This is a genomic window from Oleidesulfovibrio vietnamensis (assembly GCF_055388115.1).
The window spans coordinates 2,013,605-2,036,002 of record NZ_AP042419.1 but is presented as its reverse complement, the minus strand read 5'-3'; the positions used below and the strand labels follow the sequence as shown (position 1 = coordinate 2,036,002).

General features: G+C 54.8%; 22 protein-coding genes. 9 read left to right on the top strand and 13 right to left on the bottom strand.

Features of this window, described 5'->3' with window-relative positions; translation table 11 throughout:
* Positions 1–40: 40 nt before the first annotated feature.
* From dapF to ACZ5D1_RS09140, 13 genes are all read right to left on the bottom strand, one after another.
* Positions 41–892, bottom strand: coding sequence for a diaminopimelate epimerase (gene dapF / locus ACZ5D1_RS09200; protein ID WP_011367725.1), 852 nt, complete (start codon positions 890–892; stop codon positions 41–43).
* Between the two features lie 208 nt (positions 893–1,100).
* On the bottom strand, positions 1,101–1,376 hold the full coding sequence (locus tag ACZ5D1_RS09195; RefSeq protein WP_011367726.1) for an HU family DNA-binding protein: 276 nt from the start codon (positions 1,374–1,376) through the stop codon (positions 1,101–1,103).
* An 89-nt stretch (positions 1,377–1,465) separates the two neighbouring features.
* Positions 1,466–2,284, bottom strand: coding sequence for a MinD/ParA family protein (locus ACZ5D1_RS09190; protein ID WP_027181978.1), 819 nt, complete (start codon positions 2,282–2,284; stop codon positions 1,466–1,468).
* A 9-nt stretch (positions 2,285–2,293) separates the two neighbouring features.
* Positions 2,294–2,890 carry a GGDEF domain-containing protein gene (locus ACZ5D1_RS09185; RefSeq protein WP_464554678.1) on the bottom strand — a complete coding sequence of 199 codons (597 nt, stop codon included), beginning with the start codon at positions 2,888–2,890 and terminating at the stop codon, positions 2,294–2,296.
* A 14-nt stretch (positions 2,891–2,904) separates the two neighbouring features.
* On the bottom strand, positions 2,905–3,195 hold the full coding sequence (locus tag ACZ5D1_RS09180) for a hypothetical protein (protein ID WP_464554676.1): 291 nt from the start codon (positions 3,193–3,195) through the stop codon (positions 2,905–2,907).
* Positions 3,182–4,292 (bottom strand): peptide chain release factor 2 gene (gene prfB, locus ACZ5D1_RS09175; protein WP_211232563.1). Its coding sequence is split into 2 segments (ribosomal slippage): positions 3,182–4,216 and positions 4,218–4,292, totalling 1,110 coding nucleotides; the frame shifts between segments, so codons are not numbered across the junction. Before prfB ends, ACZ5D1_RS09180 begins: the two co-directional genes overlap by 14 nt.
* 11 nt (positions 4,293–4,303) lie before the next feature.
* The gene (lnt, locus tag ACZ5D1_RS09170; RefSeq protein ID WP_162147968.1) at positions 4,304–5,866 is read right to left on the bottom strand and encodes an apolipoprotein N-acyltransferase; all 1,563 of its coding nucleotides are present in this window, start codon (positions 5,864–5,866) and stop codon (positions 4,304–4,306) included.
* A gap of 67 nt (positions 5,867–5,933) precedes the next feature.
* On the bottom strand, positions 5,934–6,752 hold the full coding sequence (locus tag ACZ5D1_RS09165; RefSeq protein WP_011367732.1) for a hemolysin family protein: 819 nt from the start codon (positions 6,750–6,752) through the stop codon (positions 5,934–5,936).
* Between the two features lie 122 nt (positions 6,753–6,874).
* Positions 6,875–7,969 carry a PilZ domain-containing protein gene (locus tag ACZ5D1_RS09160; RefSeq protein ID WP_027181976.1) on the bottom strand — a complete coding sequence of 365 codons (1,095 nt, stop codon included), beginning with the start codon at positions 7,967–7,969 and terminating at the stop codon, positions 6,875–6,877.
* A gap of 104 nt (positions 7,970–8,073) precedes the next feature.
* On the bottom strand, positions 8,074–9,960 hold the full coding sequence (gene mnmG, locus ACZ5D1_RS09155; protein ID WP_464554675.1) for a tRNA uridine-5-carboxymethylaminomethyl(34) synthesis enzyme MnmG: 1,887 nt from the start codon (positions 9,958–9,960) through the stop codon (positions 8,074–8,076).
* 41 nt (positions 9,961–10,001) lie between these two features.
* The gene (locus ACZ5D1_RS09150) at positions 10,002–11,234 is read right to left on the bottom strand and encodes a M20 family metallo-hydrolase (RefSeq protein WP_011367735.1); all 1,233 of its coding nucleotides are present in this window, start codon (positions 11,232–11,234) and stop codon (positions 10,002–10,004) included.
* A gap of 150 nt (positions 11,235–11,384) precedes the next feature.
* A complete protein-coding gene (locus ACZ5D1_RS09145; protein ID WP_011367736.1) occupies positions 11,385–11,654 on the bottom strand; it encodes a PxxKW family cysteine-rich protein in 270 nt (89 codons plus the stop codon).
* A 118-nt stretch (positions 11,655–11,772) separates the two neighbouring features.
* The gene (locus tag ACZ5D1_RS09140; RefSeq protein ID WP_455696998.1) at positions 11,773–13,095 is read right to left on the bottom strand and encodes an amidohydrolase; all 1,323 of its coding nucleotides are present in this window, start codon (positions 13,093–13,095) and stop codon (positions 11,773–11,775) included.
* Between the two features lie 85 nt (positions 13,096–13,180).
* Between ACZ5D1_RS09140 and ACZ5D1_RS09135 the strand changes: the two genes are divergently transcribed.
* From ACZ5D1_RS09135 to ACZ5D1_RS09095, 9 genes are all read left to right on the top strand, one after another.
* Positions 13,181–13,933: an alpha/beta hydrolase gene (locus tag ACZ5D1_RS09135; RefSeq protein ID WP_464554673.1), complete on the top strand. Its 753-nt coding sequence runs from the start codon at positions 13,181–13,183 to the stop codon at positions 13,931–13,933.
* A 239-nt stretch (positions 13,934–14,172) separates the two neighbouring features.
* A complete protein-coding gene (locus ACZ5D1_RS09130) occupies positions 14,173–15,696 on the top strand; it encodes a glutamate synthase-related protein (protein ID WP_011367739.1) in 1,524 nt (507 codons plus the stop codon).
* Positions 15,697–15,761: 65 nt separating this feature from the next.
* Positions 15,762–16,856, top strand: coding sequence for a class II glutamine amidotransferase (locus tag ACZ5D1_RS09125; RefSeq protein ID WP_011367740.1), 1,095 nt, complete (start codon positions 15,762–15,764; stop codon positions 16,854–16,856).
* A 1-nt stretch (position 16,857) separates the two neighbouring features.
* Positions 16,858–17,613, top strand: a complete 756-nt coding sequence (locus tag ACZ5D1_RS09120; RefSeq protein WP_011367741.1) for a GltB/FmdC/FwdC-like GXGXG domain-containing protein — start codon at positions 16,858–16,860, stop codon at positions 17,611–17,613.
* A gap of 102 nt (positions 17,614–17,715) precedes the next feature.
* Positions 17,716–18,075, top strand: a complete 360-nt coding sequence (gene yajC, locus ACZ5D1_RS09115; RefSeq protein WP_027181972.1) for a preprotein translocase subunit YajC — start codon at positions 17,716–17,718, stop codon at positions 18,073–18,075.
* Between the two features lie 186 nt (positions 18,076–18,261).
* Entirely contained in the window at positions 18,262–19,854 is a 1,593-nt protein-coding gene (secD, locus tag ACZ5D1_RS09110; protein WP_011367743.1) for a protein translocase subunit SecD, read from the top strand.
* A gap of 12 nt (positions 19,855–19,866) precedes the next feature.
* Positions 19,867–20,937 carry a protein translocase subunit SecF gene (secF, locus tag ACZ5D1_RS09105; RefSeq protein WP_011367744.1) on the top strand — a complete coding sequence of 357 codons (1,071 nt, stop codon included), beginning with the start codon at positions 19,867–19,869 and terminating at the stop codon, positions 20,935–20,937.
* Between the two features lie 173 nt (positions 20,938–21,110).
* Entirely contained in the window at positions 21,111–21,422 is a 312-nt protein-coding gene (locus tag ACZ5D1_RS09100; protein ID WP_011367745.1) for a c-type cytochrome, read from the top strand.
* Between the two features lie 27 nt (positions 21,423–21,449).
* Complete coding sequence (locus tag ACZ5D1_RS09095; protein WP_464554671.1) at positions 21,450–22,391, top strand: SCO family protein; 942 nt, start codon at positions 21,450–21,452, stop codon at positions 22,389–22,391.
* Positions 22,392–22,398: the final 7 nt, after the last annotated feature.

Genomic DNA, 22,398 nt, shown 5'->3' with positions numbered 1-22,398 from the left:
GTTTGCAAAAGCAAATGGCCGGAAAAACCGGCCGTTGAAACTAATCTAGTGAAATACCCAGTGACTCGGGCTGCATTTCGCCTGTGTAGACGAGCAGGGCCTTTCCTTCAAGAAACACCGAGCCGTCTTCCAGCGATATGCCCAGCAGTTCGCCGCCGGAACTGCGCACTGTCACCTGCGGGCCGGTAAGCCCCAACGCATGGGTGATAACAGCCCCTGCGGCCGCGCCGGTACCGCATGCATAGGTTTCGTCTTCCACGCCGCGCTCATAGGTGCGCAGCAAAATGTTGTGCTGATCAATCACGGTGACAAAGTTAGCATTGGTGCCGGCAGGTGCGAAACGTTCATGATAGCGCAAAGAGGCTCCCAGCGCCCGTACGTCCAGTGCCGCTGCATCTGCGTCCAGCCAGACGGCATGCGGCACCCCTGTATTGACGAAATGAATTTCGTGTGTCTCATCGCCAAAACGCAGCACATTGTTAAGACTAAGCTCTTTTGGCGGAGTCAGTTCCACTTTAACCATGCCTGCGGCAACATCCACTCTGGCACGTACCGGTCCCGCATCGGTTCCCAGCACATGTTCGGCACCGGCAAAGCCGGTACGGAAAGCAAGAAGCGCGGCACAACGTGAAGCGTTGCCGCACATTTCAGCACGGGATCCATCGGCATTATAAAAATGCCACCGGTAGTCAACACCGGGAATGTCCGGAGCTTCTTCCAGAAAAACAAGGCCGTCCGCACCGACGGAAAAAGAACGCCTGCAGATTTTGCGCGCCCAGTCTTCCATAAGGGCAACAGGCAGCTTCAGCTCTCTGTTGTCAATGAATACGAAATCGTTTCCACATCCCTGCATCTTGTAAAAAGGCACGGATGCACGCGGTGTCCGCGTCATGAGATCATTCTCCTGAGGTTGCCGTTATGTGCCCGCAATCACCAGAGCATTCGGTCTGTCGCGGTACCTCTCCGGCGGCAGACTTCACGCACCACAATGCGTTACATCCCGTATCCAGTCAACTGCCTGCCCCGAAAGGAACCGGCAGAAAAAAAGACGCCCGAAACGGCATTGCCGGTTCGGGCGAACTTCGGATTCAGAACGTTTGCTAATCGTTTAGAAATTCTTTCAGCTCTTTACCCGCCCGGAAAAAGGGCAGCTGTTTAGGCTGAACATTGACGATTTCGCCCGTTTTAGGGTTTCGTCCGGAATACCCTTCGTACTGTTTTACCTTGAAGCTTCCGAAGCCCCGTATTTCAACACGGTCACCTTCGGCAAGGGCGTCTTTCATCGAATCCACAAAGGTGGTCACCACAAGGGTGGCCTCTTCGATGGAGATGTTGTTTTCTTCAGAAAGGACTTTGATCAATTCGCTCTTGTTCATCTATGGAGCCTCCCGAAAAAGAGGTGAGTTACAAAATAACAGAGTGTGTACAACGTGAATATTATGCAAAAAGCCTACGAGTTCAAGCCTTAATATTCTTTTCCCGTCAATTCGCCGAATAAAGGGCTTTGCCCCAGCGTGTGCACAATGGCGGCACGGTGGCGCTGCATCTTAACAGCTATCGAAAAAATATCCTTTGCTGCCGGTGATTTGTGGTTCATACGCATCAACGGAGTCTGCCTGCGAACGGCCTCGGGCAGGGCTTTGTCATAACTTACACCACCCAGCAGAACAGGGCTGATGCCCAGAAACCGGTCACAAACAGCCGCAAGGCGCTGAAAAGCCTGCTTCACTTCACCGGGGTTTTCCGCCTGATTGACTATGACGTGAAAATCGTCAACCCCGTGCTGGGCGTGCATCATCTTGATCAATGCGTAACTGTCCGTCAGCGATGTGGGCTCGGGGGTGATGATGACAACCCGCATATCGGACATGGCTCCCAGTGAAAGCACAGTGGGTGATATACCGGCACCCAGGTCCATAAAAAGATAGTCATATCCGTCGAAAACAGGCAGCAGACGGTGAAACAGCAGTTCACGGGTATCGTTATCCATCTCGATAAGATCTGTCAGCCCCGAAGCCGCAGGCAGAAAGTCAAAGCCTCCCTGCTCAATGGGAACAACGATGGACTGCGGTTCGATGTCGCTTTCCAGAAGGTCGTACATGGTGTGTTCCGGAGCAAGCCCCAACAGAACGTCCAGATTGGCCAGCCCCATGTCGCAGTCCATAAGCAGCAGCGGATGACCGCCCTTATGCAGACAGAAGGCGAGATTCAAAGCCAGATTGGTTTTTCCTACGCCGCCTTTGCCGCTCAAAATCGAAACGCTTAGTGTTTTTCTCATAACCATCTGGCTCTGCTATTCTTTTCCAGAAAAAAGTATCTGCTTTTCCTGAGACTGCACCATGGTGGAGCGGTCGTAGGGAGCACCGGGAGACTTACGGGAAATCATCACACGATTTTTGCCGGCACGTTTGGCCTCGTACAGCGCTTCATCGGCAAAAGCCATCAGCTTTTCCGCGCTGCAGGGAATGCTGCCTTTGCATACCGCCACCCCCGCAGAGAACGTGATATGCAGAGGGCCGGTGCCGGCACAACGCACAGGTGCTGCCCGCAGTGCGGCAAGCAGACGCTCAACCATCAGCCGCGCGGTAACTGCCGATGCCCCGGGTAGAATGAGAGCAAATTCCTCTCCGCCGGTTCTGGCAGCCACATCATACGCCCGTTTGCCCGAAGCAAGATGGTGCGCCACATGGACAAGCACCTCATCACCGCAGGGATGACCGTAGACATCATTCACAGCCTTGAAGTCATCCAGATCCAAAGCGGCCACGCTTACCTGCGAATTCCCGCGTTCCGCACGCTGCAGTTCAAGTTTGAGCATGCGTTCAAAGGCTCTGCGGTTGGGAAGCCCGGTAAGCGGATCGTGTTCCGACTTCCAGCTCAGATCATCCAATGCGTCCTGCACTTTCAGCGATTGATTCCCGCATCGCTGCCAAGGGGATAGGCTATCCAGTTTGTCAGCCCCAACCGCTCGGCTGCCGCCGCCCATTGTTCTTCATCACATCCCGGCAGCAGTCGCGTTACGGCAAGCATCCGCCCCGCGTTGCAGGCATCTGACCGGCACAGGCCTTCCTGCAGTGCCCGCCGCAGGGTCTGAATTTCCTCGGTGGCGGCTTCGACAAGCTCTTCATGCTTATGCTGTTCAGCTCTCCGCGAGCCGGCATCATGCTCTTCATTCTGCATACTATCGTCGCTCATGCTGGTAGAGCAGGTGGTTGCGCATCAGCGCATCAAGCTCGCCGTCAAGCACCGCTTCCACATCGCCCACTTCAAAGTTGGAACGGTGATCCTTCACCAGCCTGTACGGCTGCAGCGTATAGGTGCGTATCTGGCTGCCCCAGCCGATGGCTTCTTTGCTGGCGTAGTCCGCCTGCTTTTCAGCGTCGCGCCGGCGTATTTCAGCCTCATACAACCGCGCCCGCAATATCTGCATGGCAGTCTCTTTATTGTGATGCTGCGATTTTTCGTTCTGGCACTGGGCAGTGATACCGGTGGGGATATGTGTCACACGCACGGCGGAGCTTGTGGTGTTTACGCTCTGTCCTCCCGGTCCGCTGGAGCGGAAAATATCAATGCGCAGGTCAGAATCCTTGATATCGATGGTGATCTCTTCGCCTGCATCTGGAATTACATCTACCGATGCAAAGGATGTATGACGTCTGCCGGAGGCATCATAAGGCGATATACGGATAAGTCTGTGAATACCTTTTTCACCTTTAAGCAGCCCGTAGGCATTGGTGCCGTCAATCTTCAGCGTCACGCTTTTGATGCCGGCTTCGTCTCCGTCAAGATAGTCAAGGTATTCGGCTTTAAATTCATGGCTTTCCGCCCAGCGCACATACATGCGCAGCAACATTTCCGCCCAGTCCTGTGCTTCCGTGCCTCCGGCACCGGGATGAATTTCAAGAATGGCAGCGTGCTTGTCTTCTTCTGCTGAAAGCAGCAGGCCGACTTCGGTCTCTTCCAGCAGAGCTTCCAGAATTCCGGCCTGTTCTTCCAGTTGTTCAAGAACTTCCTGCGTATTTTCTTCTTCAGCCAGCTCAAGCCAGCCCAGCATGTCGTCCTTGGCCTGCCGCAGTGCGTCCAGCCGCGCAACGCTGTTTTCAAGCTGACTTTTTTCCCGCAGCACCGGCGTAAGTTTTTCCGGCGCATTCCACGCGTCTGGACTGGACAGCTGTTTTTCTATCTCTTCCAGCCTGTATTTACTCTGCGCGTGGTCAAAGGCGCCCCCAGAGTGTTTCAAACTGCTGGAGAAGGGCATTGCCTCTGGAACGGAGTTCGGAAAGTTGAAGCATAAAATATCCTGTTATTGTGGCGTTTGCCGCCGTCCTGTCTGCAGCAGACAGAATGCCGTCGTACAGAAGACAACCAGCATGGCGGGCATAATCCACTGGTAAATTAAATGGTATACTGTTTTTTTCGTAATGCTTTTAACCGCTCCGCCGACAACCGCAGGCCTGAACAGAGGTCCAGTTTCCTGCATACGTCCGAAGGGGTCAATGATAGCACTGATTCCGGTATTGGTGCAGCGCGCTATGTACCGGCCCTGTTCCACAGCCCGGACTGCAGTCAGGTGAAGGTGCTGGCGCGGAGCAGAAGTATTGCCGAACCATGCATCATTGCTGATATTGACCAGCAGGGTGGCACCATCGGCCACACGCTGTTGCGCCAGTTCGGGAAAGATGGACTCATAGCAAACCAGTATTCCCAACGCAAGATTTCCTGTTCTGACAGGGGTAGTCTGTTTGCCGGGAGTAAAATCGCCGACACCCTGCATCATGGTCTGCAGAAATTCAAGATTCAGAAAAGAAGGAATGTATTCGCCGAAGGGCACAAGATGCTCTTTGTCATAAAAGCCGATGTCGCGCCCCTGTTTGTCCAGAACGTATGCGCGGTTGTACGTGGTGTAACTGCCGGCCTGCGGCCCCAGTGTATAACCGGGCGTGCCCAGCAGCAGCGGAACCCCCAGCCCGGCCACCGCACGGCGTATGTCCTCGCCAAGGGCATGTTCCTGAAAATAAAAAGGCATGGAAGTTTCCGGCCAGATAATCAGGTCGGGCTTCAGTTTGTCCGCTGCCCCCTGCGACATGGAAATATAGCGGTCAGCGGTGCCTTGCTGGTACTCGGGCAGCCACTTCTGCCCCTGATCAATGTTGCCCTGAATCAAGGCGACGTCATACTCCTCGCCCTGAGGAGAAAAAGAGCCTGTTCTGTAAAAACCGAACAGTGCAATTATCCCGAGGATAGCAACAGAAATTACGGAAAGTCTCCTGCAACGCAGGGTTCCGGCGCACAGATGAACACTGCAACATGCTGCGCAGGCAAAAAAAGCTCCCAGCGCAGTCCCCCCCACCACGGAAGCAGCCTGCAGCATCTGCGGGACGGCCACAAAAGCTGATGCCAGGGTGGCCCACGGGAAACCTGTCAGAAAAATACCGCGGAACCATTCGAGAATACCCCACAAGCTGCCTGCCGCCGTGCAAAGGAGCAGGGCGTTCTGCCAAAAAAGCGGCAGGGTACCGCGCGAGTACGGTCTGACCAGCAAGTGCATGATGCAGGAAAATACTGCACCGAACAAACCTATCCACGCGCCGAGCAGCAGGGCACAGGGCACAGCCAGAGGCCACGGCAGCATGCCGTAGACATGCACAGGATAGGCAACCCAGTACACAGCGGCAGCAGCACCTGCGCCGGAAGCCAGCCAGCCGAGACGAAAGGCAGCGGATGCGGACCGGACGTGCCAGGCGATTGCGTACAGGGCAGCGGGAACAAGCAGAACAAGGAAAGAATTCTGCCAGAAAGGGTTTGGCAGCCCGGCAAACATGCCTGCCGAAACCAGAACAATAAGAACGATTGACCTGTTATTCACTGCAAAGCTCGCACGCATGGTCATAACGGTGTGTCATCATGAAAAAGGCGGCCGGAGCCGCCTTGAATTATTCAGAGGGAGTAACACGGATTGTCTTTATCTGCTTGGCGTCAGCTTCCATTACCGTATAGCTGTGAGCGCCGACAGTAAAAGATTCTCCTGCCTGCGGGACATGCCCTGCTATTTCAGAAAGATAACCGCCGATTGTTTCCACCTGATCGGACTCGAGCAAAACTCCGAGCCGTTCTGACAGATCTTCAAGGAAAGCCCTGCCTGAAACTTCAAGTGTTCCGTCGTCAAGAGCACGTATATCCTCCTGACGGGGCGCATCATGCTCGTCTTCTATGTCGCCCACAATTACTTCCAGCACATCCTCAATGGTCACAAGACCGGAGGTGCCGCCGTATTCATCAAGCGCAATGGCAAGATGATTCTTGCGGGTCCGGAATTCCTGCAGAAGCTCGCTCACCTTTTTCGTTTCCGGAACAAAGATGGGCTGACGCATGGTTTCAGTCACCGGCGCACTGCGCTGACCGGTGTCGGTAAGGACACTGAGCAGGTCTTTGGCATAAACAACGCCGATGATGTTGTCGCGGTTGTCACGATAAACGGGAATGCGTGAATGTCCCGAAGAAACAATCAGATCGATGATGTCCCCGAGAGAGCTTTGGTCGTCCGCACAGTCAATGTCGGTTCTGGGAGTCATGATCTCATAGACCTGCATTTCATCCAGCCGCAGGATGCTGAGAAGCATGGTGCTTTCTTCAGAATCCAGTTCACCGTCATCCTGAGCTTCAATGATGGCCTGTTCAACACTGTCGCCGTTCTTTGCGGAAAAGAATCTTGAAAAAAGCGACCAGAGCCTACTGTCCGAGCCTCCGTCCAATGTTTTCACTCCTGTTAAAATGTCTTCCGATTCTGCTGGGCAGCGGGTCCGGATACCTGTTCCTTTTCGAATAAGCATAACCGCTTTTCAAGGCAAGCGGTTTACCGGCTAAAAAATGACTCTTACTCTTCCGGGCCCCTTTCGCGGTAAAGCTCCAGATGGCGCTTCATGGCCCAGTTGCCGATAACCTCTATGCCTTCTCCGGCTTTCATGGGCTGCCAGACCAGCTCGTGAGTGCTGTTTTCCCTGTTACGGGCATACCCGATAAACTGTACGCCCAGATCCACATCACGTGTTTCAAAATCGATAAAAGGCGTCTGAGTGCGGCAGAGCAGCCAATATCTGTCCCGTTTGCCCAGTTCAGGTTCCCAGAGATCAAGCAGCAGCATGAAACGTTCGGCAATGGTGAACGTAAGTCCGCATTTTTTAGCCCGCTCGCGGCGGACCTTCAGTCTGGCGCCGCCTGCAGAGATATTAACCAGCTCAATATCAGAGGTTTTATTAGGAATAAATACCAAAGCAGGCTTTCCCCAGTCCTTGATATTCATTTTCATGCTGCCGGTGGTATCCAGCGGTTCAGCCCAAAGAGCCATACCCAGAACATACTGCTCCGGAGGTTCCACCCGCAGAAAAGCTCTTTTCTGCCGCTGTTCCAGCACTTCGGGCAGGCGCACGTTCATCATGCAGATGCCTTCCCCCTCCATGCGTATGCCGGCAATTGTGGTCACAAACGTGTAATAGACAGGATGTGTTCCTGACTTCAGACAAAAAAAGCATTCCACACTTCTGCCTATCCAGCCCGGCGAAAGCTTTTCCAGACCGGAGCATTCAAGCAGCAGAGTGTCATGTTCCAGCGCCACAGGCAGGCAGGTTGTGGCGTGGCGGCGTGCGCCCGGTGTGTGAAACTGCAGCTCGACTTTTCCCCGCTGGTCAATGGCTGTCTGCAGCTGCTGTGCAATTTCTGCGGGACGCAGAATCCAGCCCGCGGGCACATAACTGCCGTGCTTGCGCTTGAGATATGACAGAACGACAATGACACCCAGCAGCACGACAATGACACCGCACAGTACGGCTATGACCGTCAGCGACGCAGTGGATGAAAACGATGTGGCACCGAAGCTGTTACCGATTTCCGTAAAGTAGTTGGTCGTACGGTCCAGTGAAGAAAACCGGACAGCTGCGGAAGACGTCTGGATGTTCATTGCAATCTGATCCATTCTGAAAAGCTGCTCCAAAGGCTGAAAACAGCCTTGTGTATTTCAAGGGCATTGTACCAACGGCAGTATCCGCTGAACAATGCAAAAAAAACACCATAATAATGTTACAGCCAGCCGTTTTTTTTCAGATAGACCTCTATGCACGATAATGCAGCGGGTGTGATTCCGGAAATACGCGCAGCCTGACCAAGGGTCCGTGGACGGACTTTACTCAGTTTTTCAACAGCTTCCCGAGTCAATCCGTGAACAGCGGCATAATCCGCCGCTTCGGGAATGACCACAGATTCATGTCGCGCAGTACGCAGCACCAACTCTTCCTGCCGCTTCAGATACCCGGAATATTTTACAATGGTCTGGGCCTCTTCAAGAACATCCGCGGCAAAACCGGCCGTTTCAAGGCCGAACGCCTGCAGGTCCGTGATGCCCAGTGCCGGTCTGCGCAAAAGGTCTGCCAGACTCACCGATCTGGTGGGCACCGCCTCATTCATATGCACAAAAATATCCCGGGTTGCGGCATCGGGCCTGACCTGTCTTGCGTCAAGCTCCGCAAGCAGTTGCTCCAGCGCCGTTTTTTTGGCGGTGTACAGCTGCCATTGGGCGTCATCAACCAACCCCAGACTGCGACCCGCGGGTGTCAGTCTGCTGTCGGCATTATTTTCCCGCAGCAGAAGCCTGTGCTCTGCGCGCGACGTAAACATGCGGTACGGCTCCAGCGTTCCCTTGGTCACAAGGTCATCCACCAGCACTGCCATATACGCCTCATCACGGCCCGGAATAAAAGCAGGCAGACCGCGCAGACCGCAGAAAATGTTCAGAGCGGCCCACAGCCCCTGAGCGGCGGCTTCCTCATAGCCGGAGGTGCCGTTGACCTGTCCGGCCATCCACAATCCCGGCAGAACTTTTGTTTCAAGTGTGGGCTTAAGCTGCGTGGGATTGGCATAATCATATTCTATGGCATAGCCGGGCCGCACAATCTGGGCCTTTTCCAGACCGGGAATGGTGGCTATCATGGCTTTCTGCACGTCCAGCGGCAGGCTGGTAGGAATTCCACCGGGGTAAACTTCCGGACTGTGCAGGCCTTCCGGCTCGATAAAAATCTGATGCCTGTCCTTGTCGGGAAAACGCGCGATCTTGTCTTCTATGGAAGGGCAGTAGCGCGCTCCGGTACCGGAAATGATGCCGGTGAACATGGGGGAACGATCAAAACCTGCCCGTATAGTCTCATGCGTCGCCTCGTTGGTCCACGTAAGATAGCACGGCACCTGCGGCATGCGTGCATGCCGAGACCGGAAGCTGAAAGGGCGCGGCGGATTATCGCCGGGCTGCTCCACCATGACATCAAAATTGATGCTGTCACGTAGCAGGCGGGGGGTGGTGCCGGTTTTCAGACGGCCCAGTTCCAGTCCGACGGCACGCAGGCTTGCGGAAAGTCCCTGTGCGGCAGGGTCACCCAGCCGGCCACCGGAAAAGTGGGTCAACCCCACGTGGATAAGCCCGCTCATGAATGTTCCGGCGGTGACGCAGACCGCCCGCGACCTGAACTCCTGACCGAGCAGAGTGGACACCCCGGCGGCGCGGCCGTTTTCCACCAGCACGTTTTCCGCGGTATCCTGCCACACCCACAAATTATCCTGCCGGAAAACATCCCGCTGCACGGCTTTCATGTAAGCATCGCGGTCTATCTGGGCCCGTGTGGAATGGACGGCAGGCCCCTTGCTTGTATTCAGCAGACGAAACTGAATGCCGGCTTCGTCGGCCCACAGTCCCAACATGCCGCCCAGGGCGTCAATTTCCTTGACCATATGCCCTTTTGCCAGCCCGCCTATGGCAGGATTGCATGACAAATGGCCGATTCTGTCCGCGTTGATGGTCAGCAGCAGCGTTTTGAGCCCCAGACGGGCAGAAGCCATGGCGGCTTCACATCCGGCATGGCCGGCACCCACCACCACAAGATCGAACAGTTCGGGAAAAAAAGCTTTTTTTACTGACATAGCTAAAAAAGGCGCGTCATTTCGACGCGCCGGGCTGACTTTTATCGGGCCGGAGCAAGGGCGACATGAAGCATCACTTTTGCGTCGCCTATATTGGCCGAAATGAGCGAGCGCTCATTGGGCGTGTGCGCATTGGAGATAATCTTGCTCCAGACAACTGCGGGCAGCCCTTTGCGGCGCAAGGCAGCAGCCACGGTACCGCCACCTATACCCATGGGACGGGCATCTGCTCCGTATACGGACTTTACGGCATGCTGCAAAGCAAGAACCACAGGGGCACCCGTATCCGTAGGCGCTGTGGCCTGCTCGCGCTGCACCGGCTCCAGCGCAATGGTCACTCCGTATTGCGTCTCCACCTCTGCGGCCATGGCCTGCAGCTGCTGCATGACATCATCAAGGGCGTATTCAGGCAGTACACGGCAGTCGATATAAAATACGTCATTACCGGGTACAGTGTTCACGTTGGGCACGTTGGCCTCTTTTTTGGTGGGCACAAACGTGGAAACCGGCGGAACAAAAAGATCATTACGCAGATCAAAACTGGTGTGCAGGTCCTGAACTTTCAGTATCATGGCAGCCGCACCCACCAGCGAATTGATCCCCTCTTCCGGCCGCGAGCCGTGGCACTGCCTGCCGGTAACGGTTACTTTTACCCACAGGACACTCTTCTCGGCCACTTCAAGCATGGTGCCGTCCGCATTGCCGCAGTCAGGAACAAGAATCAGGTCTGCACTGCGGAAAAGTTCCGGACGGACGGCCAGCACATGGTCAAGCCCGAACGTGTTCCCTGTTTCCTCGTCCGCCACAAACAGAAGGCCAATGTTTATTTCCGGCGTGATATCATGACGACACAATGCCCGGGCCATCAGCAGGCTGGAAACAATGGCCTGCTGGTTATCTTCCACACCCCGCCCTATAAGGACATCACCCTCGGTACGCAAGGTATAGGGGTCGGCATCCCACAGATCCAGATCTCCGGGAGGGACCACATCCATGTGCGAAATGATCCAGAAAGTTCTGGAGGTATCGCGTCCGGCGATGCGGGCGATGACGTTGGGACGATATCCGCACGGAACACGGATATCCGGAGCATTGACGGTTTCAATATCCGTCACCCCGAATTCCCGCAGTCTGGCGATGATATATTCAGCCTTGGCTTCTTCGCCGATTCCTTCACTTTGAGGATCCAGCGCAGGAATGGCGGTCAGCTCGCGCTGCAGTTCCACCACGGTGTCGCGCTGGGTGTCGAGATAGGCAAAAAGAGTCTGTAACATTGTTTGCTCCTGACATGCATGGCACGGTTATGCGGTAATGCCGGGGCAGAATGCAGCCTGACACGGTGAAAGTAAAGTAAAAACGCCTGTGCAAAAAAACGAAAGGGCTGCCGAGGGCAGCCCTTTCGAAAGCTCGCGACAAGAGAGCAGTTACCCGCGGGCAGCACGCTTGGATGCTTTAAGGGGGTTAACCTTTTTGCCGCTGGCGGTCACTCTGGCTACGTGGGTAGCAAAGTTGCAGTTGCCCTGTGCCCACTTTTTGGCGGGGAAGGGGTAGCTGCTGCAGAACTTTTCACCTTCAAAAGAGCGTACACGGTCGCAACCGTCACACTGCTCAACAACAGGCGCCATCACCATGCCGTTAAGCTCAACGCCTTCGGCAGTCTTCACCGCGCCTTCGAGCATTCTTTCATCACTCATGATATAAACCTCCCAGTCGCGCAGGCTGCGCGGTATTGTTGTCTTGAAAGCAGGAATCCATGATACGGATTGCGGCAAATGTCAACATAAAAGCGTTTCAACAGGCCAGAAAGCCGGATCATCCCGTGATTTTTTTCTGCACCCACCTGCGGATAGAGGCCACTTCCCGCAGCAAGGCCGGATAATCAAATCTGGTGTGTCGTCCGTTTTCATATACAAATTCGCCGCCGACCATGGTGTGGGTAACTTCGTGCCCTGTGGCGGCATAAACAATATGAGAAACCGCAGAATACAGAGGCTGCAGATTCGGGGCTGACAAATCCAGTGCAATGAGATCTGCCTTGGCTCCCGGCACCAGCGCACCGGTTTCCGGCCAGCCGGCGCACTTCGCCCCCCCCGTGGTTGCCATGTCCAGCACCGTTGCCGCAGGCACGCAGGTCGGATCGGCATAGCGCAACTTGTGCAGCAGGGCGCATGTTTTCATTTCCGTAAACATATTAAGCCCGTTGTTACTGGCCGCACCGTCAGTACCAATGCCTACGCAGATACCTGCGGCAAGCATTTCCGGAACACGTGCGGCACCTGATGCAAGCTTCATATTGCTTACCGGGTTGTGTGCCACGCAAATCCCGGATTCGCGCAGTATCTCCAGCTCGTCATCGGTTACATCCACCGCATGCGCCACAGTGGTACGCGGCGAAAGTACGCCCAGATCACGGCAGTAAGGGATGGGGCGTTTGCCGAAGCTCGCAAGACACTGCGCGGTTTCGGCTGCGGTTTCGGCCAGATGGATATGCAGCCCGCAACCGAGTTCTCCGGCCAGCGCGGCGCAGCGGGCCAGCATTTCAGGGTTGCTGGTGTATACGGCGTGAGGCATGACCGCATGACGTATGCGGCTGTGAGAGGAATACCTGTCATGCTGCCGGCGTACTAGTTCAAAGGCATCTTCAATGCAGGCATATGCCGGCGAAGGAAAGGCGAAAAGGCCTTCTCCGCCCTGCATGCGCAGCCCCGCACGGTCAACGGCCTTGAATGTGGCATCTTCGATAAGGTACATGTCGCACAGGGTGGTAGTGCCCGTGGCAGCCATTTCGGCGCAGCCCAGCAGAGCGCTGACTTCGACTATCTCGGCACTCAGGTGCTTTTCAACCGGAAAAATATGCTCGGTGAGCCACTGCATTAGCGGCAAATCGTCGGCAAGCCCGCGCAGAAAAGTCATCGCCACATGGGTGTGGGCATTGACCAGCCCCGGCATGACGAGCATGCCCGAAAGGTCGCTTACAGCGTCGGTGCTCCATTCCGCGGCTATCACATCAGCATGGTCGACGGCGGTTATGGTGTCTCCGGTCACGGCCACAGCCGCATCACCAAGCACACGGCGCTGCTCGTCCTGAGTGACAAGAACACCGGCTCTGATAATCCGGTCACAATGTTGCTTCATTCAGGTCTCCTTTGCGACAGGCGTAATCACATATGGTATAAAGACATCGTCTGTCAGGCAATAACTAACAACTCAGGAGTGAAAAATGAGATGGGGATGTCTTCTGATTCACGGCTTCGGCGGAGCATCTTTCGAGATGCAACCGCTGGCTGAAGCTGTGAAGAGAGCCGGCGGAACGGCAAAATGCATAACCCTTCCGGGACATGACTCAAGCGTGACCCGCTTCCGCGAAACTTTTTTCAACGACTGGGCATCTTATGCCGAGGAGCAGTTTGTGACTTTTTCTCGCGAGGTTGACCACGCGGCAGTGGCAGGATTGTCCATGGGTGGCACTCTATCATTATATATCGCGGCGCGGCATTCACCTGCGGCTGTTGTCAGCATTGCCGCTCCCATCCATGTTTACCGGATCATCCCGTGGGAAATGAAAGACTGGCGCCTGCCTCTTGTGCGCTTTCTGCGGTTTGTCCGCCCCGTGTGGCCTTCAGCACCGCGTTCGTCCGCCTCACAGGAGATTGCGCCGTGGCGCGGTTATGACGGTGTAAATCTGCTGCCGCAGCTTTGGAGCCTTATAGAAGGTTGCCGAAGTGTCGGGCGCATGCTCGGAAACGTCACCTGTCCGGCGATGGTCCTCCATGCTCCCACAGACAGAACATCCCCTCCCAGCAACGCATGGCGGATCATCACTTCCATCAGCTCTGCGGTAAGGCAGATGCACCTGCTGCCGGTTACTGAGAAGATAACCGCCCATCATCTGCTTACCACACACAGAGAAACCTCCGGCAAAGTAGGGCAGCTTGTCACTGGATTCATCAAAGATAATATTACAAAATTGTAATTATCTTGCAGAAAATCATATGGATGGTTTTTTCTCAAAAATATAAAAAATGGACTAATATACTAAAAATAAAGAGTAAAGAATCAAACTGCCTGATAGCACCGCCCTGTGAATTGACATTTTTTATACTTTTACGTTAATTTCTAACATCAAGAGCGCATCTTCCTGCTGTTTATTTGTGCAATACGCAAAATAAACATTTTTGTCACAGATGCGCCATCCAGCAAAGGAGGCACGCTTTGCCTTTCAAGCCGATAAGTCAAAAATTCACAGACTTTGTCATTGTCCGCGATGATTCGCGCTGTATCAACTGCGAGGTCTGTGTGCGACAGTGCTCCTATGAGGCACATTACTGGGACGACACCAGACAGCGTGTCAGCTTCGACAGTTCAAAATGCACCGGCTGCCACAGATGCGCGGCGCAGTGCCCCACAAGCTGCCTGACCATACGCAGAAATCCTTCGGAATTCCGTGAAAACGCTTTCTGGACACCTGCGTTCATCAAACACATATACAAGCAGAGCGATACAGGCGGCATTCTGCTTTCCGGATCAGGCAGTCCGGCGGACAAACCCGTCTACTGGGACAACCTGCAGCTTGACGCAAGCCAGGTCACCAATCCGTCGATTGATCCGCTGCGTGAACCGATGGAGCTGCGCACCTATCTGGGAGCCAAACCGGATATCGCGGCTTTTGAAGAAACAGCCGGCACATTCAGGCTGAAGGGAGAAATGCCTCCGCAGATCCGGCTGGAGTATCCGCTGATGTTTGCAGCCATGTCGTTCGGATCCATCAATTTCAACCTGCACAAAGCCATGGCTCAGGCCGCCACGGAACTGGGCATAGTCTACAATACGGGAGAGGGCGGGCTCCATCCTTCGCTGTACGGCTACGGGGCCAATACCATTGTACAGGTAGCCTCCGGCCGTTTCGGGGTGCATAAAGACTACCTGAACGCAGGTGCGGCAGTGGAAATAAAGGTTGGTCAGGGGGCAAAGCCGGGTATCGGCGGACACCTGCCGGGTGAAAAGATTGACGAAGAAGTGTCACGCACCCGCATGGTACCTCTCGGTTCGGACGCCATATCTCCGGCTCCGCACCACGACATCTACTCCATTGAAGATCTGCTGCAGCTTATCTATGCCATCAAGGAAGCCACCCGATACCGTGTTCCCGTTTCCGTCAAGATTGCAGCCGTTCACAATGCTCCGGCCATTGCCTCGGGCATAGTCCGGGCCGGTGCCGACATTGTGGTGATTGACGGATTCAGAGGTGGCACAGGTGCTGCGCCCACCATGATCCGCGACAACGTGGGCATACCCATCGAACTGGCCCTTGCCGCGGTAGACAACCGCCTGCGCGATGAGGGTATCCGCAACCATGCCTCGCTTGTGGTTTCGGGAGGAATGCGCTGCAGCGCGGACGTTGTGAAGGCCATAGCGCTGGGTGCGGACGCTGTTTACATAGGAACTGCGGCTCTTGTGGCTGTAGGATGCACCCTGTGCGGCCGCTGTTATACCGGCAAATGTCCGTGGGGTATCGCCACCAATGAAGCACGCCTGAAAAAACGCCAGAATCCCGATGTGGCAGCCAGACGCCTTGCCAACCTTATCCGCGCATGGGGGCACGAAATACAGGAAATGCTGGGCGGCATGGGCCTGAACTCCATTGAAAGCCTGCGGGGCAACCGCGACAAGCTGCGCGGCATCGGCCTCAATCAGGTGGAACTGGACATACTGGGCGTTAAACACGCGGGCAGATAGCCCGAAAATGCTCGGGCGGCTCTTTTTGCCGTCAGGCCGGACTAATCCGGCGACAGGAGAACGACATGAAAGCTCCGGATACATTCTGGCAGTTTGATAAAGACATTTCCGGATGTGGTGTCTTCGGTGTCATTGACAGGAAGAAAAATCTCATTTCCGGTTCCATGCCCATAAGCGCCATGTGCACCATGCATGACAGGGGCAACGGACTGGGCGGTGGTTTTGCCGCTTACGGCATTTATCCTCACCACGCCGACAAGTATGCCTTCCACCTGATGTGTGACGACCAGACATCTCTGGACAAGGCGGAAAAGGTTATCAAAGAATTCTTCGACATTGCGGAGTCTCAGCCCATTCCCACCAGAAAAACTCCGGCCATCAAAAATCCGCCCATTGTATGGCGTTTTTTTGTCACGCCCAGACAGGTGCGCCCCCGATGGGAACATCTGGACGAGGCCGACTATGTGGTCAGCGTGGTCATGCATATCAATAAAACAGTGGCCGGAGCGTTTGTTTTTTCGTCAGGAAAAAATATGGGGGCGTTCAAAGGGGTTGGTTTTCCGGAAGACATAGCCGATTTTTTCAGGCTGGACGAATACAACGCGTATATATGGACGGGACACAACCGTTTTCCGACCAATACGCCCGGATGGTGGGGCGGCGCGCACCCGTTCACCATTCTGGACTGGGCCATTGTGCACAACGGCGAAATATCTTCATACGGCATCAACAAGCGGTATCTGTGTCAGCATGATTATGAGTGCACATTGATGACAGATACTGAAGTTGTTGCGTATCTGCTTGATCTTCTTATCCGCAAGCACGGCCTGAGCAAACGCATGGCAAGCAGAGTTTTCGCCCCGCCTTTCTGGGATGAGATAGACAGAATGCCCGAAGACGAGCGCAGGGCGTGCGAGGCTTTGCGCATGGTGTACGGTTCGGCCATGCTCAACGGTCCGTTTGCCATTCTGGTCACCGACGGCAAAAGCATGATGGGCCTGAATGACCGTGTAAAGCTCCGTCCTCTTATTGTGGCGGAAAAAGATGACATGGTGTTCATGTCCAGCGAAGAAAGCTCCATCCGTGAAGTGTGTCCCGAACTTGACAGAGTATGGGCGCCCAAAGCCGGTGAACCTGTCATTGTTGAAGTGGAGGCGTGACATGGGCAAAAAAGTGGAAATAGATGCCGCCGGAGTATACTACCGGCAACTTAATGAGCAGATTCACACCGCGCTGGAAAACGGTGCCGACACGGTGGAAATATTCAATATCCGTGGACAGCGGTATATCGGTAACGCCGTCGAAGGAGATGTCCGCTTTATTCTGCACGGCGTGCCGGGACAGGATCTGGGCGCTTTTATGCGCGGGCCGGCCATACGGGTGGAAGGCAACGCGCAGGACGGCGTGGGCAACACCATGGATGACGGCACCATTGTTATCAACGGCATGGCAGGAGACGTTCTGGGCTATGCCATGCGCGGCGGCAGAATACTTGTCCGGTCAGACGTGGGATACCGCGTGGGAATTCATATGAAAGCCTATATGGACAAATCCCCTGTGATTGTTGCCGGCGGTAAGGCAGGAGACTTTCTGGGAGAATACATGGCCGGCGGAGCCATCATCCTGCTGGGCATGGATACTTCCAAGCCCGAAGCCCCCATTACCGGCAGAAGTCTGGGAACGGGCATGCACGGCGGCGTAATATACATCCGCGGCACCGTACCCCGATACCAGTTGGGGCCGGGGCTGCATTTTGAACCGCTCACGCCCGAAGACACGGCATTCATAACAAAGCATGTCCGCGACTTCTGCACCGAATTCGGAATGGACGCGGCCATGGTGCTGGACGCTGACTTTGCCAAGGTGAAGCCTTTTTCGCACAGGCCTTACGGTAACATGTACGTGGGTACCAACTAGTCCAGAAAAGCGTTGAAAGTTTCTGTTCAAGCAGGTAGGTAGATTGCGTTTTCCCGCATCTGCGGGCTGCAACGCAAGAAACCTGACTGGCAAGGAGGATATATGTTCTCGACTAGTGTGGCCTATGCCATGGGTGCCGGCGCGGAAGCCGGAGCACAGGGTGGCAACCCGATCATGAGCTTTGTGCCCCTGATTCTGATGTTCGCGATTTTCTACTTCATGCTCATCCGGCCTCAGCAGAAAAAGGCAAAAGAGCATCGCGAAATGCTTGGTAACCTGAAAAAAGGTGACCGTGTGATCACCGGCGGCGGCCTGTATGGACGTATCGTCGAAGTGAGTGATGAATGGCTGTCCGTTGACCTCGGGCAGACTGTCGTCAAAGTCGGCCGCGGCTTCATTTCCGGTCTTGCCGATCCCAAAAACGGCAAAAAAGAAGAACCCGCCAAGGACAGCAAGAAATAACGACGCTCCGGCGTCTTTTTATGCAAGCATACAGAAAAGACCGCCTCCCGCGGTCTTTTCTGCCTGAATGCTTGCTTTTTTGTTGTAAAGAAGCCTGATGCCCCGCATCGGGCGACAAGGCACGCCTGCCTGCAGCAGCAGGTACACAACGGCGTGTTTTTCAGCCCACTGAATAGAGGAGTTGCAATGAAAGAGGGCCTGCGATGGAGAATCGCGCTCACACTCGTTGTGGCAGTGATGGGGCTGGCCTATACACTGCCTAGCATTCCCGCCTTCAAATCCTCCCCGTTGCAGAAAATCCTGCCCGACAACAAAGTCAGCCTCGGCCTTGACCTTATGGGCGGTATTCATCTGACACTGGGTGTAGATGTGGACAAAGCGCTGGAAAACGCATTGTCCCAGACGGGAAATGATCTGCGTGAGATCGCGCGTGACGAAGGAATTTTTCTTATGCGGCCCCGCGTGGTCGCAGGAGACCGGCTGGAGTTCATTCTGCTGAAAAAAGAGCAGCGGGGTGAACTGGATAGCCTGCTGAAAAAACAGTTCGAAAGACTTACTGTTTCGCCCCCTCAGGTGCTGAACGACGGCAGGGTGAAATATTCTCTGGCCTTCAGCTCTGAGTACAAAAAGTATCTTTCTAATCTGGCACTTGATCAGGCCGTTAAAACCATTCGCAACCGTATTGACCAGTTCGGCGTGGCCGAACCCGACATACGCAAGCAGCAGGACAACCGCATTCAGGTGCAGCTGCCCGGCCTTAACGATCCGGAAAGGGCCATCCAGATCATCGGCAAAACCGCCCACCTTGAGTTCAAGATGGTGCGCGACGATGTGGATCCCGCCAATGTGGCCAGAGGCATTGTTCCGCCCGGAACTGAAATCCGCGAGATGCAGGAACGGGGCGCCTCGGGTGCCTCGATACCCGTTGTAGTCAACCGCGAAGCGGTAATGACCGGCGAAAATATTGTGGACGCCCGCGCCAGCTTCGACCAGTTCAACCAGCCCTACGTCATCATGACCTTCAACGACCGCGGGGCACGGATGTTTGAACTGGTGACCGGTGAAAACAAAGGTAAGCGGATGGCCATTGTGCTGGACGGCAAAGTGTACTCCGCGCCTGTTATTCAGGAAAAAATCAGAGGCGGGCGGGCCAGCATCACAGGCCGCTTCAGCGATGCCGAAGCACACGACCTTGCGCTTGTGCTGCGTGCCGGCGCATTGCCCGCACCGGTACATATTCTTGAAGAACGGTCTGTCGGCCCTTCGCTGGGCCAGCAGTCCATTGACCAGGGTGTCACCGCGGCTCTGGCCGGCGGTGTGCTGGTGGTCATATTCATGGTTGTCTACTACGGTTTCGCCGGTCTGGTTGCCAACGTGGCACTCAGTTTCACTCTGGTGCTCATCCTTGCCGGCCTTGCCGGATTCGGGGCAACCCTGACGCTGCCGGGCATTGCCGGCATCATCCTGACACTGGGGATGGCCGTAGACGCCAACGTACTGATCTTCGAACGAATCCGGGAAGAACTGCGTAAGGGGCTAACCCCCCGGGCAGCCATTCAGGAAGGGTACAGCAGGGCCACTCTGACCATTGTGGATGCCAACATCACCACCATCATAGCGGCTGTCATTCTGTATCAGTTCGGAACCGGCCCGATACGCGGTTTTGCCGTCACGCTGAGTCTCGGCATTCTGGCCTCCATGTTCACCGCTATCTTTGTATCGCGCGTGCTTATGGATATCTGGAGCCTGAAACGCCAGGGCCGAAAGCTCAGCATCTAAGGAGAGGAATTCATGGGATTGTCCATAATAAAGCCCGATATCAATATTGATTTTGTCGGTCTGCGCAAAATATCTCTGTGCCTTTCCGGAGTGGTTCTCCTTGTCGGGCTGCTTTCGCTTTTCATCAAAGGCGGCCCGAGCTACGGAATTGACTTTGCCGGCGGGGTGGTGGTGCAGGTGCAGTTTGACCGCTCCGTCGAGCCGGCCGCCATCAAGAGCAGTCTGGAAGACCTTAACCTTCCTGGACTGAGCGTGCAGCGTTTCGGAGACAGCGCAGACAATGAATACCTCGTGCGCGTTTCGCAGGCGGGAGAAAATCCCGAAGATCTGCGCAGTGACATTGCACAGGCTTTTACCGGAAAACTTCCGGGGGCCAGCTATGAAATCAAACGGCTGGAAATGGTAGGCCCGAAAGTAGGGGCCGATCTGCGCTCGAAAGCGGTTGAAGCTCTTTACTTCGCCGTGCTGCTCATTGCCATTTACATCTCAGGCCGTTTTGAACAACGCTGGTTCACCGCGGGTATCATGGCCGCGGCCCTTGCCACCGGCATGTATCTGCTGGGCCAGCTGGGTATAAGCAAAGCAGGTCTGGTGTTTGCCGCCTTGCTGCTTACGCTTGCGCTCTGCTGGAAGCTGAAGCTCAACTTCGCACTGGGGGCGCTTGTGGCGCTCATACACGACGTAACCATTACGGTGGGGCTTTTTTCCTTGCTGGACAAGGAGTTTGACCTGACCATCGTGGCAGCGCTGCTGACCATTATCGGGTACTCGCTGAACGACACCATCATTGTCTACGACCGTATCCGCGAATACCGGCTGTCGCACCAGAACGAATCGCTCGGTTCGGTAATCAACCTGGCCATCAACCAGACGTTGAGCCGGACCATCCTGACATCCGGCACCACGCTGCTTGTCATCATCACGCTGTACTTCCTCGGAGGCGGCGTTATCCACGACTTCGCGCTGGCCATGCTGATAGGTGTGGGCGTAGGTACCTATTCGTCCATCTTCGTCGCAAGCCCCATCCTGCTCATGCTCGGGGTGGATGTGCCTGCAGAAGAACCTGCTCAGGATACCCCCTGAGCCTTTCCGGTCATTCATTGACAAACAAGAGAGCGCCTGCGGGCGCTCTTTTTTTTGGGCATAACAAAATAAATGCATGAAGACGTTGCGTTTATTATACATGCACTGTTAGTATTGTTTGCAATATGGACTGCATGTCCCATGTTCCAATACCCATAAATACGGAGGATGTAATGAAAAAACTGATCGCAATCATGAGCCTGTGCCTTGTTCTCGGAACCGGAGCAGCCATTGCCACGGCAGCTGAAGACGGAGCCTCACTGTACAGAATGTGTGCAGGGTGCCACGGCGCCGACGGCAGCAAACTGGCCATGGGGGTCGGCGAACCAATCAAGGGGCAGAGCGCCGAACAGCTGTATAAAAACATGAAAGGCTACCTCGACGGTTCTTTCGGCGGATCTAAAAAAAGTGTCATGATCAATATCATGAAGCGCCTCAACGACGAGCAGATCAAGACTCTGGCCGACCACATCGCAAAGTTCTAAGCATCCGTCATCTTTCGGAGGGTCCCCATGAAGATGCCTGCCTTGCTGTCAATAGCAGCTGTTGTGATCTTCTGCCTGCTTGCCATTACCGGCATACCCGCTGCAGCCGAAGAGCATACAGCTCATACCATGCAGAATCCGGAAGCCCGGCCGGCAGCAGTGCCACATGCCGAGACAGGGCACGGGCACGAAGATACCGGCCACGAAGCCCATACGGCAGCGGAGGGGATGCCTCAGAAAGAGGACGCCCATGTTCATCCATCCGCTTCTGCCGCCCCCCAGGCGGCAGAAGTGGATGAAAAGCTCGGGCAGTATGTGCCCGAAGGACTTAGCTTCACAGACTCACAGGGGCGCGTGGTCGATATTCGATCCGTTATGGACAAACCGACCATTGTCGCCCCTGTTTATTATTCCTGCCCCACGGTATGCAATATTCTGATGAGTTCCATAGCCAGCGTACTGCCCGGTGTCACCCTTACCCCCGGCAAAGATTATAAGGTGCTCAGCGTCAGTTTTGACGAACTGGATACCCCCGAGCTGGCAGCCCGCAAAAAAGCCAATTACATGCAGGCCCTTGATAACGCTTTTCCACCCGAAGCATGGCTGTTTCTCACCGGTGACAAACATAACATCGATGCATTTATGGACAGCATCGGTTTCCGCTTTCAAAGACAGGGCAGAGACTTCATCCACCCTGTAGTTCTTGTGGCGGTGTCACCTGAGGGGAAAATAGTCCGCTACCTGTATGGCAGCGGTTTCCTGCCTTTTGACATCACCATGGCTGCAACGGAAGCGGCAGAAGGAAAAGTGGGACTGTCTGTAAAACGAGTGCTGGCATATTGTTTTACATACGACCCGGAAGGAAAACGCTATGTATTCGACTTTATGCGTATTGCAGGAATTGTGGTTCTTTCCGGCATAGCTTTGTTCCTCTTTCTTCTTTTGCGCGGCGGAAAAAAAAGAAACTGACTTAGCG

What these genes read in the sequence shown, in the direction of transcription:
- dapF (WP_011367725.1), bottom strand. Translation starts at nt 892, where the DNA reads ATGACGCGGACACCGCGTGCATCCGTGCCTTTTTACAAGATGCAGGGA.
- ACZ5D1_RS09150 (WP_011367735.1), bottom strand. Translation starts at nt 11,234, where the DNA reads ATGTTACAGACTCTTTTTGCCTATCTCGACACCCAGCGCGACACCGTG.
- ACZ5D1_RS09100 (WP_011367745.1), top strand. Translation starts at nt 21,111, where the DNA reads ATGAAAAAACTGATCGCAATCATGAGCCTGTGCCTTGTTCTCGGAACC.
- yajC (WP_027181972.1), top strand. Translation starts at nt 17,716, where the DNA reads ATGTTCTCGACTAGTGTGGCCTATGCCATGGGTGCCGGCGCGGAAGCC.
- ACZ5D1_RS09125 (WP_011367740.1), top strand. Translation starts at nt 15,762, where the DNA reads ATGAAAGCTCCGGATACATTCTGGCAGTTTGATAAAGACATTTCCGGA.
- ACZ5D1_RS09160 (WP_027181976.1), bottom strand. Translation starts at nt 7,969, where the DNA reads ATGGATCAGATTGCAATGAACATCCAGACGTCTTCCGCAGCTGTCCGG.
- ACZ5D1_RS09190 (WP_027181978.1), bottom strand. Translation starts at nt 2,284, where the DNA reads ATGGTTATGAGAAAAACACTAAGCGTTTCGATTTTGAGCGGCAAAGGC.
- mnmG (WP_464554675.1), bottom strand. Translation starts at nt 9,960, where the DNA reads ATGTCAGTAAAAAAAGCTTTTTTTCCCGAACTGTTCGATCTTGTGGTG.
- ACZ5D1_RS09195 (WP_011367726.1), bottom strand. Translation starts at nt 1,376, where the DNA reads ATGAACAAGAGCGAATTGATCAAAGTCCTTTCTGAAGAAAACAACATC.
- ACZ5D1_RS09135 (WP_464554673.1), top strand. Translation starts at nt 13,181, where the DNA reads ATGAGATGGGGATGTCTTCTGATTCACGGCTTCGGCGGAGCATCTTTC.
- ACZ5D1_RS09180 (WP_464554676.1), bottom strand. Translation starts at nt 3,195, where the DNA reads ATGAGCGACGATAGTATGCAGAATGAAGAGCATGATGCCGGCTCGCGG.
- secD (WP_011367743.1), top strand. Translation starts at nt 18,262, where the DNA reads ATGAAAGAGGGCCTGCGATGGAGAATCGCGCTCACACTCGTTGTGGCA.
- ACZ5D1_RS09140 (WP_455696998.1), bottom strand. Translation starts at nt 13,095, where the DNA reads ATGAAGCAACATTGTGACCGGATTATCAGAGCCGGTGTTCTTGTCACT.
- ACZ5D1_RS09095 (WP_464554671.1), top strand. Translation starts at nt 21,450, where the DNA reads ATGAAGATGCCTGCCTTGCTGTCAATAGCAGCTGTTGTGATCTTCTGC.
- secF (WP_011367744.1), top strand. Translation starts at nt 19,867, where the DNA reads ATGGGATTGTCCATAATAAAGCCCGATATCAATATTGATTTTGTCGGT.
- ACZ5D1_RS09145 (WP_011367736.1), bottom strand. Translation starts at nt 11,654, where the DNA reads ATGAGTGATGAAAGAATGCTCGAAGGCGCGGTGAAGACTGCCGAAGGC.
- ACZ5D1_RS09120 (WP_011367741.1), top strand. Translation starts at nt 16,858, where the DNA reads ATGGGCAAAAAAGTGGAAATAGATGCCGCCGGAGTATACTACCGGCAA.